Source organism: Streptococcus sp. D2 (genome assembly GCF_006385825.1).
In the GTDB taxonomy this organism is placed as follows: domain Bacteria; phylum Bacillota; class Bacilli; order Lactobacillales; family Streptococcaceae; genus Streptococcus; species Streptococcus shenyangsis.
On record NZ_VFSI01000001.1, the window covers coordinates 33,640 to 47,975 of the forward strand.

The window sequence follows — 14,336 nt, forward strand, 5'->3', positions numbered from 1 at the left end:
CTATATGTTACTTGAAATTTCGATAAAAAACTTTGCCATTATTGAGGCTATTTCCCTCAATTTTGAAAAGGGGATGACTGTCTTGACTGGTGAAACGGGTGCAGGGAAGTCGATTATCATTGATGCCATGAATATGATGTTGGGAGCTCGTGCGACGACAGATGTTATTCGTCATGGTGCGCCAAAGGCAGAGATTGAGGGGCTTTTCTCCGTTGAGAATAGTCGCCTTTTGCAGGAAATTTTTAATGAGCAAGGTTTGGAATTGGGGGATGAGATTATCATCCGTCGAGAAATCTTGCAAAATGGTCGGAGTATTAGTCGTGTCAATGGCCAGATGGTCAATCTGTCTGTTTTGCGTGCTATTGGGCAACATCTGGTGGACATTCATGGTCAGCATGACCAAGAAGAGTTAATGCGACCTCAACTTCATATCCAGATGTTGGATGAATTTGGTGACGTAGCTTTTTGGGACTTGAAAGAAACCTATCAAACGAGTTTTGATGCCTATCGAAAAATGCGTAAGCAGGTTCTGGAAGTCAAGAAAAACCAACAGGAACACAAGGCTCGTATCGAAATGTTAGAATTTCAAATGGCAGAGATTGAGGCAGCCAACTTGCAAGCAGGTGAAGACTTGACTCTCAATCAAGAGCGAGATAAACTGCTCAACCATAAAAATATTGCTGATACGTTGACCAATGCCTACAGTATGTTGGACAATGAAGACTTTTCAAGTCTGGCCAATGTTCGTTCAGCCATGAATGACATGGAAAGTGTTGAAGAGTATGATCCTGAATACCGTGAAATTTCAAGCTCACTGTCTGAGACCTACTATGTCTTAGAAGACATTAGCAAGCGTATGGAAGCTATTATTGAGGACCTTGATTTTGACGGCAATCGTCTCATGCAGGTCGAGAATCGCTTGGACCTCCTTCATACTATTACCCGTAAGTATGGTGGGACTGTAGACGATGTCTTGCTTTATTTTGCTAAGATTACGGATGAATACAATCTCTTGACAGGTAATAACCTTTCGTCTGAGGACATGGAAGCAGAGCTTAAAAAATTGGAAGTCAATCTTGTCGACTTGGCAGGTCAGCTTGCATCTGCTCGTCATGACTTGGCTCAGCAGCTCGAAGCTGAGATTAAACAAGAACTGCAGGACCTTTATATGGAAAAAGCCCAGTTTCAGGTTCGTTTTAGCAAGGGGAAATTCAGTCGTGAGGGAAATGAAACGGTCGAATTTTACATTTCAACCAACCCTGGTGAAGACTTTAAACCCTTGGTTAAGGTTGCGTCTGGTGGGGAATTATCTCGTCTCATGCTAGCTATTAAGTCTGCCTTTTCACGTAAAGAGGGCAAGACTAGCATTGTCTTTGATGAGGTGGATACGGGAGTTTCAGGCCGTGTAGCTCAGGCTATTGCACAGAAGATTCACAAGATTGGTCAGCATGGTCAGGTCCTTGCTATTTCCCATTTGCCACAAGTGATTGCAATTGCGGATTATCAATTCTTTATTGAGAAGATTAGCAATGAGCATTCAACGGTTTCGACTGTTCGTCTCTTGACGGTTGAAGAGCGCGTGGAAGAAGTTGCCAAGATGTTGGCAGGTGATGATGTGACGGAAGCAGCCCTGACGCAAGCTAGAGAATTGTTGAGAAACAGGGAGAAATAAGATGACAGACTATTATGTAATTGGAGATGTTCATGGAAAAGCAGGGATGCTGGAAGACCTTCTCAAAACATGGGATGGTCAGACCCAGTTGCTCTTTCTAGGGGATTTGATTGACCGTGGTGAAGATAGTCGCCGTGTCCTAGAGATGGTTAAGGACTTAGTAGATAATCAAGGAGCTATCTGTTTGTCTGGAAATCATGAGTATATGTTTTTAACTTGGCTCGATGATCCTGAAGAAAGCTATGACCACTATCGTCGTAATGGTGGTGATACAACCATTAACTCTATCTTAGGTCGTCCTCTGGATGCACCAGTTGATGGAGTTGAGGATGCCAAGCGTGTTGCTACTGAAGCGGCAGACTTGGTCGAATTTGTTCGTCAAATGCCGTTTGTGGTAGAGACAGACAAGTATATCTTTGTGCACGCAGGTATTGATTTGACCTTAGACGACTGGCATGAAACCACAGATTACAAGAAAGTATGGCTTAGAAAACCATTCCACGAAGCAGAAAATCATACCGGAAAAATCATTGTCTTTGGTCATACACCGGTCTATGGTTTGTTAAAGCAAGAGCGTGGTACTGCTGAGCTTTGGACTACAGAAGATGGCAAGATTGGGATGGATGGAGGAGCTGTCTATGGTGGTGTCCTTCATGGGATTGTCTTTACTGACCAAGGAATGACAGAACACCACTTTATCGAAAATGACGGCTTTATCGCTGAAGATTAGTACTCCTAGCAGGGTATGGTCTTGTCAAAATGTCAAAAACAATTTATAATAAATAGATACCCTGAAAGGAAGAGAATCATGAACTTAGAAGAATTGAAAAAACGACAGGAGAAGATCCGTAACTTCTCTATTATCGCCCATATTGACCATGGAAAGTCGACTCTAGCAGATCGCATTTTGGAAAAGACAGAGACCGTTTCAAGTCGTGAAATGCAGGCCCAACTTTTGGATAGTATGGATTTAGAACGGGAACGTGGGATTACCATTAAACTCAACGCTATCGAGCTGAATTACACTGCAAAAGATGGCGAAACTTATATTTTCCATTTGATTGACACGCCGGGGCACGTGGACTTTACCTATGAAGTTTCGCGTTCGCTAGCTGCCTGCGAGGGAGCGATTTTGGTAGTTGATGCTGCCCAAGGGATTGAGGCTCAAACCCTTGCCAATGTTTATCTGGCCTTGGATAATGATTTGGAAATCATGCCAGTCATTAACAAGATTGATCTGCCAGCTGCAGATCCTGAGCGCGTGCGTACAGAGATTGAAGATGTCATTGGTTTGGATGCCAGTGAAGCAGTTTTGGCTTCTGCCAAGGCTGGTATTGGTATTGAAGAAATTCTCGAGCAAATCGTGGAAAAAGTGCCAGCACCAACGGGTGATGTGACGGCGCCTCTTAAGGCCTTGATTTTCGACTCGGTTTACGATGCTTACCGTGGGGTTATCCTTCAAGTGCGTGTCATGGATGGGGTGGTCAAACCTGGCGATAAGATTCAGCTTATGAGCAATGGTAAGACCTTTGATGTGACCGAAGTCGGTATTTTTACACCCAAAGCAGTTGGTCGTGATTTCCTTGCGACTGGTGACGTTGGTTATATTGCGGCTTCTATTAAGACAGTTCAGGACACTCGTGTGGGTGATACTGTTACCTTGGCAACCAATCCTGCAGCAGAGCCCTTACATGGCTACAAGCAGATGAATCCTATGGTCTTTGCAGGTCTCTATCCAATCGAATCAAACAAGTACAATGACCTTCGTGAAGCCCTTGAAAAATTGCAACTGAATGATGCTAGTCTTCAGTTTGAACCAGAAACATCTCAGGCACTTGGATTTGGTTTCCGTTGTGGTTTCCTTGGACTTCTCCATATGGATGTTATCCAAGAACGTTTGGAACGTGAGTTCAACATCGACCTCATCATGACAGCTCCGTCTGTTATCTATAAAGTAAATCTGACAGACGGCGAATCTATGGATGTGTCGAACCCGTCTGAGTTCCCAGACCCAACTAAGATTGCGACCATTGAAGAGCCTTATGTTAAAGCGCAAATCATGGTACCACAGGAGTTCGTCGGAGCAGTGATGGAATTAGCTCAGCGCAAGCGTGGGGACTTTGTGACGATGGACTATATCGATGACAATCGTGTTAATGTTATCTATCAAATTCCACTGGCTGAAATCGTCTTTGATTTCTTTGATAAGCTCAAGTCTTCAACTCGTGGTTATGCAAGCTTTGACTATGAATTGTCAGAGTACCGCCCATCTAAGCTGGTGAAAATGGATATCCTTCTCAACGGAGACAAGGTGGATGCCCTCAGCTTTATCGTTCACAAGGACTTTGCCTATGAACGTGGGAAACTCATCGTTGATAAGCTCAAGAAAATCATCCCTCGTCAACAATTTGAGGTGCCAATCCAAGCAGCTATTGGACACAAGATTGTGGCTCGTACAGATATCAAGGCCCTTCGTAAGAACGTACTTGCTAAGTGTTACGGTGGTGACGTTTCTCGTAAGCGTAAACTTCTAGAAAAACAAAAAGCTGGTAAGAAACGTATGAAAGCTATAGGATCAGTAGAAGTCCCACAAGAAGCCTTCCTCAGCGTCTTGAGTATGGATGAAGAATAGTTGTCATAATTGCTTTTCCTTGTTTACAGGAAATTTATATCAGAATCAATCGTAAAGCAGACTAAAATGGTCTGCTTTTTTCGATTCTGGAACATAAGAAATATTTTGGATGTTTGTTTAATTGTTTGTTTTTACATAACAAACTACAAAAACAACAAAAATATAAAAAAAGAGACAAAAAAAGAACAGAAAAATATTGACAACGGTTTCATATAGTGTTATACTTATAGCATAAAGTTAATGGAAAGAAGGGAAAACCTTATGGGATTAGATCATTTCTTTGACAAAAACCTTGTGTTTTGCTTAGAAGCGGATAATCAAGAACAACTCTTTGATCAGGTTGCAACTTTATTGGAAGAACGAGAAATCGTAACTCCAACTTATCGTGAAGCCTTGATCACGCGTGAAAAGTCATTTCCAACTGGCTTAGATATGGAATTTTTGGGTAAGGATTTGCCGAATGTAGCTATTCCTCACACAGATATTGTTCATAATCTAGCTGAAAAAGTTGTGGTTGTTCGATTAGAAAAACCAGTGACTTTCCACAATATGATTGCGCCAGATAAGGAAGTAGAAGTATCCTTGCTCTTCTTTATCATTAATAACTCAAGTTCAAGTCAAACGAACATTCTTGCTCAGTTGATGGACTTCTTTACTGGAAATGGTCATCTTGAAGACCTATCAAAAATTTCAGAACCAGAAGCCCTATATGCTTATATAGCTGAAGCAACTGCATAATCTTGTCTATTAAAAATATTAAATCGGAGGAAATCCATATGATTAAAATTCTTGCTGCCTGCGGTGCAGGTGTTAACTCAAGCCACCAAATTAAAAGTGCTCTTGAAGAAGAACTTTCAAACCGCGGTTTTGATGTTCACTGTGATGCAGTAATGGTTAAAGACGTTAACGAAGACCTTATCAAAGGTTATGATATCTTCACACCAATTGCCGCGACAGACCTTGGTTTTGACCCAGGTATTCCAGTAATCGAAGCTGGACCAATCTTGTTCCGTATCCCAGCGATGAGTGCTCCAGTATTTGACAATATTGAAGCAGCCATTAAAGAACACGGATTAAGCTAATAAATACTTTATTTAGTTAACATTCATACAACATAAAAAGGGAGGAACTATTATGGATGTCATTATCGAACTAGCCAATAAGCTGTTCAAACCTATCTTGGACATGGGTGGACCAATCATCATGCTGATCATTTTGACAGTATTGGCTCTACTTTTTGGAGTGAAATTCTCCAAAGCGCTAGAAGGTGGTATTAAACTTGCCATCGCTCTTACAGGTATCGGGGCTATCATCGGAATGTTGAACGGTGCTTTCTCAGCATCACTTGCAAAATTCGTTGAAAACACTGGTATTCAATTGAACATCACCGACGTTGGTTGGGCGCCACTTGCCACAATCACTTGGGGATCTGCTTGGACACTTTACTTCTTGCTCATCATGTTGATTGTCAACGTAGTGATGCTTGCTATGAAGAAAACTGACACACTTGATGTTGATATCTTTGATATCTGGCACTTGTCTATCACAGGTCTTTTGATTAAATGGTATGCAGACAACAATGGTGTGAGCCAAGGAGTTTCACTCTTCATCGCTACTGCAGCAGTTGTACTTGTTGGGGTTCTTAAAATTATCAACTCTGACTTGATGAAACCTACATTCGATGACCTTCTTAACGCACCAAGTTCATCACCAATGACTTCAACTCACATGAACTACATGATGAACCCAGTTATCATGGTTTTGGATAAGATTTTTGAAAAATTCTTCCCAGGTCTTGATAAATATGACTTTGATGCCGCTAAATTGAACAAGAAAATCGGTTTCTGGGGATCTAAATTCTTCATCGGTTTCATCCTTGGTATCGTTATCGGTTTGATGGGGACTCCACATCCTGTTGAAGGACTTAAAGATGCTGCAAACTGGCAAGAAGTTATCAAAGGTTGGTTGTCTCTTGGTTTGACAGCCGGTGTAGCTTTGGAACTCTTCTCACTAATCGGTTCATGGTTCATTGCTGCCGTAGAACCACTTTCACAAGGTATTACAAACGTTGCTACTAAACGTTTGGAAGGACGTAAGTTTAATATCGGTCTTGACTGGCCATTCATCGCTGGTCGTGCTGAAATCTGGGCTTGTGCCAACGTACTTGCACCAATCATGTTGATTGAAGCTGTGCTTCTTTCAAAAGTCGGAAATGGTATTTTGCCACTTGCAGGTATCATCGCTATGGGTGTTACTCCAGCTCTCTTGGTTGTAACTCGTGGTAAATTACTCCGTATGATTATCTTCGGAACACTCTTGTTGCCACTCTTCCTTCTTTCAGGTACACTTATCGCACCATTTGCGACAGAACTTGCTAAAGGTGTAGGTGCCTTCCCAGAAGGTGTGAGCCAAACGCAATTGATTACTCACTCAACTCTTGAAGGACCAATCGAAAAACTTCTTGGTTGGACAATTGGTAACACTACAACTGGTGATATCAAAGCAATCCTTGGTGCTGTAGTCTTCCTTGTATTCTATATCGGTATCTTTGCTTGGTACAGAAAACAAATGATCAAACGTAACGAAGAGTACGCAGCAAAAGCAAAATAATGCGCTCCTATAAAATGTAAATTGTTAAGGCTAGGTTGTCATTTTCCTGATAGGAGTGACAGCCTAGTTTTTTATAAACTATCAAGAAATCGGAGAAAATAATGGTAATTGAATTAAAATCAGAACAATTAAGAGTTCAATTTAACAGTTTTGGTGGGGCTCTTTCTTCTATAAAAGATGCTGAGGGACTTGAGTATTTGTGGCAAGGGGATGCCACTTATTGGAGTGGACAAGCTCCTGTTCTCTTCCCCATCTGTGGTTCATTGAGAGAGGATACAGCACTCTATATAGATGAGAAGGGACAAGAAAGCCAAGGAAAGATTCCTCGTCATGGTTTGGTTCGTAAGAAAGAATTTGAATTAGTTGAACAGACAGACAAGAGTGTAACTTTTGCAATTGAAGACGATGAGAATAGCTATCAAAACTATCCTTATCATTTCCGCCTAGAAATCACTTATATCCTTACTGGCAAGACAGTACGAACTCAATACAAAATATTTAATAAAGAAACTAGTAAGGTCCTGCCTTACTTTATTGGTGGACATCCAGGATTTAATTGTCCTCTACTGGATGATGAAGTCTATGAAGACTACTATTTAGAGTTTGAGAAGGAAGAGACTTGCTCTGTTCCACGTCCTTTCCCAGAAACGGGTATGCTGGATTTTCAAGATAGAAGTCCATGGCTAGAGGGTCAAAAAGAATTAGATCTTAATTATGATCTTTTCAGCACGGATGCAGTCACCTTAGATGAATTGCAATCTAGAACAATTGCGCTTCGTTCTCGTAAACATGATAAGGGATTGAAAGTGCACTTTGCAGAGTTCTCAAATCTCATTATCTGGTCAACTTTGAATAAAGGACCTTTCATTGCTTTTGAACCATGGTCAGGCTTGTCAACATCCCTTGACGAAGGAGATCATCTAGAAGATAAGAAGAATGTTCGTCTCCTAGAACCTGGTCAAGTGGATCAAATTGGTTTTGACATCGAAATTTTTTAGTTAAAAAACACAAAAACAAACATTAACTGTTGACTTTTTCAGGAAATAGGAGTATATTATGTTTGTAAGCAACAAATGATGTTTGTAACAAACAAATAATCACTTGTTATATTCTCTTTCGTGGAGAAGGATTATTTCTAGGAAACTGGTTTCCTAAACTTGAATAAGGTGTCATTCATCTCATTCAATCCAATTTGTCAATAAACTGCTAGAAAGCTTTTGTAGGTAAACTGCTAACTATAAGAGGTTTTACTAGCCTAGAAAAATAAAAAGGAGTATACAATATGTCTATTGTTATCGGTGCAGATGCTGCAGGTTTGAGATTGAAAGAAGTTGTGAAAGACTTCTTGGAAAAAGAAAACTTCCACGTTGTGGATGTTACAGCTGAAGGTCAAGACTTTGTCGATGTGACTCTTGCTGTTGCTGCAGAAGTAAACAAAGAAGAACAAAACCTTGGTATCGTGATTGATGCTTATGGAGCTGGTCCATTTATGGTTGCAACTAAGATCAAAGGAATGGTCGCTGCAGAAGTATCTGACGAACGTTCAGCTTATATGACTCGTGGTCACAACAACTCACGTATGATCACTATGGGTGCACAACTTGTTGGTGATGAATTAGCTAAAAACATCGCTAAAGGATTTGTTAACGGTAAATACGATGGTGGACGTCACCAAATTAGGGTCGATATGTTGAACAAAATGTGCTAATACTCTTCAAAAATCAAGATAATCTGTTGTCAGCTCACTTTAGCTAACCTCAGTTATGCTTGCAGCTCGCTTCCTAAGCTAATCTTGATTTTTTTTGAGTAGGGATAAATGATATTAGATTTATATAATTAATCGGAGGGAATAACTAATGAGAATTGCAATTGGATGTGACCACATCGTAACAGATGAAAAAATGGCGGTTTCAGAATTTTTGAAATCAAAAGGATATGAAGTCATTGACTTTGGTACATATGACCATACACGTACTCACTACCCAATCTTTGGTAAAAAAGTAGGGGAAGCTGTAACTAGCGGTCAAGCTGATCTTGGGGTATGTATCTGTGGTACTGGTGTTGGTATCAACAACGCTGTAAATAAAGTTCCAGGTGTCCGTTCTGCCTTGGTTCGTGATATGACAACAGCCCTTTATGCTAAAGAACAATTAAATGCCAACGTTATTGGTTTTGGTGGTAAGATTACTGGTGAATTGCTTATGTGTGATATCATCGAAGCTTTCATCCATGCTGAATACAAACCATCTGAAGAAAACAAGAAATTGATTGCGAAAATTGAACACCTTGAAAGTCACAATGTTCAACAAACAGACGCAAACTTCTTCACTGAATTCCTTGAAAAATGGGATCGCGGAGAATACCACGACTAAGAGGTGACCTATGATTTTAACAGTCACAATGAACCCGTCCATCGATATTTCCTATCCTTTGGATGAGTTGAAGATCGATACTGTCAATCGTGTGGTAGATGTAACCAAAACGGCTGGTGGTAAGGGCCTCAATGTTACACGAGTACTTTCAGAATTTGGAGACTCTGTGCTTGCTACTGGTTTAGTGGGTGGCAAACTTGGTGAGTTTTTGGTTGAAAATATTGATGATAATGTTAAGAAAGATTTCTTTTCTATTCAGGGAGAAACTCGTAACTGTATCGCTATTCTTCACGGAGACAACCAAACAGAAGTTCTTGAAAAAGGTCCTGAAGTATTGGAACAGGAAGGTCAAGACTTTTTGGAACATTTTAAAAATCTCCTAGAGTCAGTTGAAGTAGTAGCTATCTCAGGTAGTCTGCCGGCTGGCCTTCCAGTTGATTACTATGCGAGCTTGGTAGAACTTGCTAATCAAGCTGGTAAGCCTGTTGTTTTGGACTGCTCTGGTGCAGCACTTCAGGCGGTTCTTGAATCACCACATAAACCCACAGTAATCAAACCAAATAATGAGGAATTGTCTCAGCTTCTTGGAAGAGAAGTTTCTGAGGATTTGGATGAATTAAAAGAAGTACTTCAAGAACCTTTGTTTGCAGGTATTGAATGGATTATCGTTTCACTTGGTGCTAACGGTGCCTTTGCCAAACATGGTGATATTTTCTACAAGGTAGATATTCCTAGAATTCAGGTGGTAAATCCTGTTGGATCTGGAGACTCTACTGTGGCAGGAATTTCTTCAGGACTTCTTCATAAAGAATCGGATGCAGAATTACTCATCAAGGCAAATGTCCTTGGTATGCTCAATGCTCAAGAAAAAATGACTGGTCATGTCAACATGGCCAACTATCAAGCTCTATATGATCAATTAATAGTAAAAGAGGTATAAAATGGCTTTAACAGAACAAAAACGTGCACGCTTAGAAAAACTTTCTGATGAAAATGGTATCATCTCAGCTCTTGCTTTTGACCAACGTGGTGCTTTGAAACGCCTCATGGCTCAACACCAAACAGAAGAACCAACAGTGGATCAAATGGAAGAACTGAAAGTCTTGGTTGCAGATGAATTGACTAAATACGCTTCATCTATGCTTCTTGACCCTGAGTATGGACTTCCAGCTACTAAAGCTCTTGATGAAAAAGCTGGTCTTCTCCTTGCTTATGAAAAAACAGGTTATGACACAACAAGTACAAAACGCTTGCCAGACTGCTTGGATGTTTGGTCTGCAAAACGTATTAAAGAAGAAGGTGCAGATGCAGTTAAATTCTTGCTTTACTATGATGTAGATAGCTCAGATGAACTCAACCAAGAAAAACAAGCTTACATTGAACGTATCGGTTCTGAGTGTGTGGCTGAAGACATCCCATTCTTCCTTGAAATCCTTGCTTACGATGAAAAAATTGCTGACGCAGGTTCTGTAGAATATGCGAAAGTAAAACCACACAAAGTTATCGGTGCTATGAAAGTCTTCTCAGACCCACGCTTTAACATTGATGTCTTGAAAGTAGAAGTTCCTGTTAACATTAAATATGTTGAAGGCTTCGCTGAAGGTGAAGTAGTTTATACACGTGAAGAAGCAGCAGCCTTCTTCAAAGCTCAAGATGAAGCAACAAACTTGCCATACATCTACTTGAGTGCTGGTGTATCAGCTAAACTTTTCCAAGATACTCTTGTATTTGCTCATGAATCAGGTGCAAACTTCAACGGAGTTCTTTGTGGCCGTGCTACATGGGCTGGTTCAGTTGAAGCTTACATCAAAGATGGTGAAGCAGCAGCTCGCGAATGGCTTCGCACAACTGGATTTGAAAACATTGACGAACTCAACAAAGTTCTTCAAACAACAGCAACTTCATGGAAAGAACGCGTGTAAGAAAGTCCTCCTAGGTTAGGAACATGAATCTAAAAATTTTTAAAAAAAAGTTGTATGTAAAGGTTTACAAAACAACTTACTTGTGCTATACTTAAATCACAAGTTAATACAAGGTGAGTGTTACTAAGTAATATTAGGCATGATCACAGGTGAATTAGAAATCGGCTGATTTTCTAGTTCATTTGTGGTCATTTTTTATACTCATATACCTTTAAAATATAAAAGGAGGTTGACATGTATCGAATTCTAAATCCAATGAATCACAATGTTTCACTTGTCAGAAATTATAAAGGAGAAGAGGTGATTGTAATTGGTAAGGGGATTGCATTCGGAAAGAAGAAGGGGGATTTGATTGCTGAACATCAGGTTGAGAAAATCTTTCGGATGAAGACCGAAGAGTCCAGAGAAAACTTTATGGCTCTCCTCAAAGATGTTCCGCTTGATTTTATCACAGTGACCTATGAGATTATTGATAAGCTTTCCAAGAAATATCACTATCCGATTCAAGAGTATCTCTATGTAACCTTGACAGATCATATTTACTGTTCTTACCAAGCTCTAACACAAGGAAGGTACAAGGATAGTAATCTGCCAGATATTTCTACCAAGTATCCTGTCGCTTTTCGAATTGCAAGTGAGGCTTTTGAAATTTATCGTCAGAAGCTAGCAGATCATTTTCCTGAGGACGAAATTATTCGGATTGCTTATCATTTCATCAATGCTGAGGGTGAGAATGAAGTCCAAATGGTTGAATCGATTGATAAAAGGAAAGAAATTCTCAGAAATGTTGAGGAAGTGCTAAAGGGTTATGCAATTCAACGAACTAAAGAGAATAACCATTTCTATGATCGCTTTATGATCCATTTGAATTATTTCTTGGATTATTTGGATAGATCCAGAGATGATAATCAATCACTTCTAGATATGGAAGACCATATCAAACAATCTTATCCAAAAGCATTCGAAGTTGGCTCCAAGATTTACGATGTAATTACGCAACATACGGGTCTTGATTTGTATAAAAGTGAACGAGTTTATCTAGTTCTACATATCCAACGTTTATTGTCATAAAAATTTAATTAAAAATATATAAGGAGAATTCTATCATGAATAGAGAAGAAGTAACATTGTTAGGTTTTGAAATCGTAGCCTATGCTGGCGATGCTCGTTCAAAACTATTGGAAGCCTTGAAGGCTGCTGAAGCTGGTGATTTTGAAAAAGCGGACGCTCTGGTAGAGGAAGCTGGTAGCTGTATTGCAGAGGCTCATCACGCTCAAACAAGTCTATTGACTAAGGAAGCTTCTGGTGAAGACTTAGCTTATAGTGTGACCATGATGCATGGCCAAGACCACTTGATGACAACCATCTTGTTAAAAGATTTGATGCACCACTTAATCGAACTCTACAAGAGAGGAGTTAAATAATGAATAAACTCATTGCATTTATTGAGAAAGGAAAGCCTTTCTTTGAGAAACTATCTCGTAATATCTATCTTCGTGCTATTCGTGATGGTTTTATTGCAGGTATGCCTGTTATTCTCTTCTCAAGTATCTTTATCTTGATTGCTTTTGTACCAAACTCATGGGGCTTTAAATGGTCTGATGAAGTTGTAGCTTTTCTGATGAAACCTTACAGCTATTCAATGGGAATTCTGGCTCTCTTAGTAGCTGGTACAACTGCCAAGTCATTGACGGACTCAGTTAACCGTAGCATGGAGAAAACAAATCAAATCAACTATATGTCAACATTGTTGGCAGCAATTGTTGGTTTGTTGATGTTGGCAGCTGACCCTATCGAAAATGGTCTAGCTACTGGATTCTTGGGGACAAAAGGTTTGCTTTCAGCCTTCCTTGCTGCCTTTGTTACTGTAGCCATCTATAAGGTTTGTGTTAAGAACAACGTCACTATTCGTATGCCTGACGAAGTTCCACCAAATATCTCACAAGTCTTTAAAGATGTGATTCCATTCACTCTCTCAGTTGTTTCACTTTATGCTCTTGATTTACTAGCTCGTCATTTTGTGGGTGCAAGCGTAGCTGAATCAATCGGTAAATTCTTTGCACCGTTATTCTCTGCAGCTGATGGCTATCTTGGTATTACCATTATCTTTGGTGCTTTTGCCTTCTTCTGGTTTGTTGGGATTCATGGTCCATCTATCGTTGAACCAGCTATCGCAGCTATTACCTATGCCAATGCCGAAGTCAACTTGAACCTTCTCCAACAAGGGATGCACGCTGACAAGATTCTTACTTCTGGTACACAAATGTTTATCGTTACCATGGGTGGTACTGGTGCGACACTGGTTGTTCCATTCATGTTCATGTGGTTAACGAAATCAAAACGTAACCGTGCAATCGGACGTGCTTCAGTAGTTCCTACCTTCTTCGGTGTAAATGAACCAATCTTGTTTGGTGCACCACTTGTATTGAACCCAATCTTCTTCATTCCATTTATCTTTGCTCCAATCGTAAACGTATGGATCTTTAAATTCTTTATTGAAACACTTGGAATGAACTCATTCACTGCTAATCTACCATGGACAACTCCAGCTCCACTAGGTCTAGTTCTTGGAACTAACTTCCAAGTTCTATCATTCATTCTTGCTGCCCTTCTAATCGTGGTTGACGTAATCATTTACTATCCATTCCTTAAAGTATATGATGAACAAATTCTCGAAGAAGAGCGTTCAGGTAAGTCTAATGATGAATTGAAAGACAAAGTTGCTGCCAACTTCAACACTGCAAAAGCAGATGCTATTCTTGAAAAAGCGGGTGTAGAAGCAACACAAAATACCATCACTGAAGAAACAAATGTCCTCGTTCTCTGTGCAGGTGGAGGTACAAGTGGACTTCTTGCAAATGCTTTGAACAAGGCAGCTGCAGAATACAATGTCCCTGTGAAAGCAGCAGCAGGTGGCTATGGTGCTCACCGTGAAATGTTACCAGAGTTTGATCTAGTTATCCTTGCCCCTCAAGTTGCTTCAAACTTTGAAGACATGAAAGCAGAAACAGATAAGCTCGGTATTAAACTTGCGAAAACAGAAGGCGCTCAATACATCAAATTAACTCGTGATGGAAAAGGTGCTCTAGCATTTGTACAAGCGCAATTTGATTAACGATAGGGACTCT

14 protein-coding genes are annotated in these 14,336 nt (G+C 40.1%); all 14 read left to right on the plus strand.

Features of this window, described 5'->3' with window-relative positions:
- The first annotated feature begins 4 nt into the window (after window positions 1–4).
- The 14 genes from recN (at window position 5) to FJR73_RS00205 (ending at window position 14,323) form a co-directional block, all read left to right on the plus strand.
- Entirely contained in the window at window positions 5–1,672 is a 1,668-nt protein-coding gene (gene recN / locus FJR73_RS00140) for a DNA repair protein RecN (RefSeq protein ID WP_140832556.1), read from the plus strand.
- Window position 1,673: 1 nt separating this feature from the next.
- Window positions 1,674–2,402, plus strand: coding sequence for a metallophosphoesterase family protein (locus tag FJR73_RS00145; protein WP_140832559.1), 729 nt, complete (start codon window positions 1,674–1,676; stop codon window positions 2,400–2,402).
- Between the two features lie 78 nt (window positions 2,403–2,480).
- Window positions 2,481–4,304, plus strand: coding sequence for a translation elongation factor 4 (gene lepA / locus FJR73_RS00150; protein ID WP_001047207.1), 1,824 nt, complete (start codon window positions 2,481–2,483; stop codon window positions 4,302–4,304).
- Between the two features lie 261 nt (window positions 4,305–4,565).
- Window positions 4,566–5,042, plus strand: a complete 477-nt coding sequence (locus tag FJR73_RS00155; protein ID WP_000521980.1) for a PTS sugar transporter subunit IIA — start codon at window positions 4,566–4,568, stop codon at window positions 5,040–5,042.
- Window positions 5,043–5,080: 38 nt separating this feature from the next.
- Complete coding sequence (locus FJR73_RS00160; protein ID WP_000590547.1) at window positions 5,081–5,386, plus strand: PTS sugar transporter subunit IIB; 306 nt, start codon at window positions 5,081–5,083, stop codon at window positions 5,384–5,386.
- Between the two features lie 52 nt (window positions 5,387–5,438).
- Window positions 5,439–6,914, plus strand: coding sequence for a PTS galactitol transporter subunit IIC (locus tag FJR73_RS00165; protein ID WP_000382514.1), 1,476 nt, complete (start codon window positions 5,439–5,441; stop codon window positions 6,912–6,914).
- Between the two features lie 101 nt (window positions 6,915–7,015).
- Complete coding sequence (locus tag FJR73_RS00170) at window positions 7,016–7,912, plus strand: aldose 1-epimerase family protein (RefSeq protein WP_140832562.1); 897 nt, start codon at window positions 7,016–7,018, stop codon at window positions 7,910–7,912.
- A gap of 284 nt (window positions 7,913–8,196) precedes the next feature.
- Window positions 8,197–8,622 (plus strand): galactose-6-phosphate isomerase subunit LacA, encoded by a 426-nt coding sequence (gene lacA / locus FJR73_RS00175; RefSeq protein ID WP_000029277.1) that lies wholly within the window; start codon window positions 8,197–8,199, stop codon window positions 8,620–8,622.
- A 148-nt stretch (window positions 8,623–8,770) separates the two neighbouring features.
- On the plus strand, window positions 8,771–9,286 hold the full coding sequence (gene lacB / locus FJR73_RS00180) for a galactose-6-phosphate isomerase subunit LacB (RefSeq protein ID WP_140832564.1): 516 nt from the start codon (window positions 8,771–8,773) through the stop codon (window positions 9,284–9,286).
- A 10-nt stretch (window positions 9,287–9,296) separates the two neighbouring features.
- Entirely contained in the window at window positions 9,297–10,226 is a 930-nt protein-coding gene (locus tag FJR73_RS00185; RefSeq protein ID WP_060805560.1) for a tagatose-6-phosphate kinase, read from the plus strand.
- Window position 10,227: 1 nt separating this feature from the next.
- The gene (gene lacD, locus FJR73_RS00190; protein WP_140832567.1) at window positions 10,228–11,208 is read left to right on the plus strand and encodes a tagatose-bisphosphate aldolase; all 981 of its coding nucleotides are present in this window, start codon (window positions 10,228–10,230) and stop codon (window positions 11,206–11,208) included.
- Between the two features lie 234 nt (window positions 11,209–11,442).
- Window positions 11,443–12,279 (plus strand): PRD domain-containing protein, encoded by an 837-nt coding sequence (locus FJR73_RS00195; RefSeq protein ID WP_000285745.1) that lies wholly within the window; start codon window positions 11,443–11,445, stop codon window positions 12,277–12,279.
- Between the two features lie 35 nt (window positions 12,280–12,314).
- Window positions 12,315–12,632 (plus strand): PTS lactose/cellobiose transporter subunit IIA, encoded by a 318-nt coding sequence (locus FJR73_RS00200; RefSeq protein WP_001078331.1) that lies wholly within the window; start codon window positions 12,315–12,317, stop codon window positions 12,630–12,632.
- Entirely contained in the window at window positions 12,632–14,323 is a 1,692-nt protein-coding gene (locus tag FJR73_RS00205; RefSeq protein ID WP_140832570.1) for a lactose-specific PTS transporter subunit EIIC, read from the plus strand. The genes FJR73_RS00200 and FJR73_RS00205 overlap by 1 nt, the downstream gene beginning before the upstream one ends.
- Window positions 14,324–14,336 lie beyond the last annotated feature (13 nt).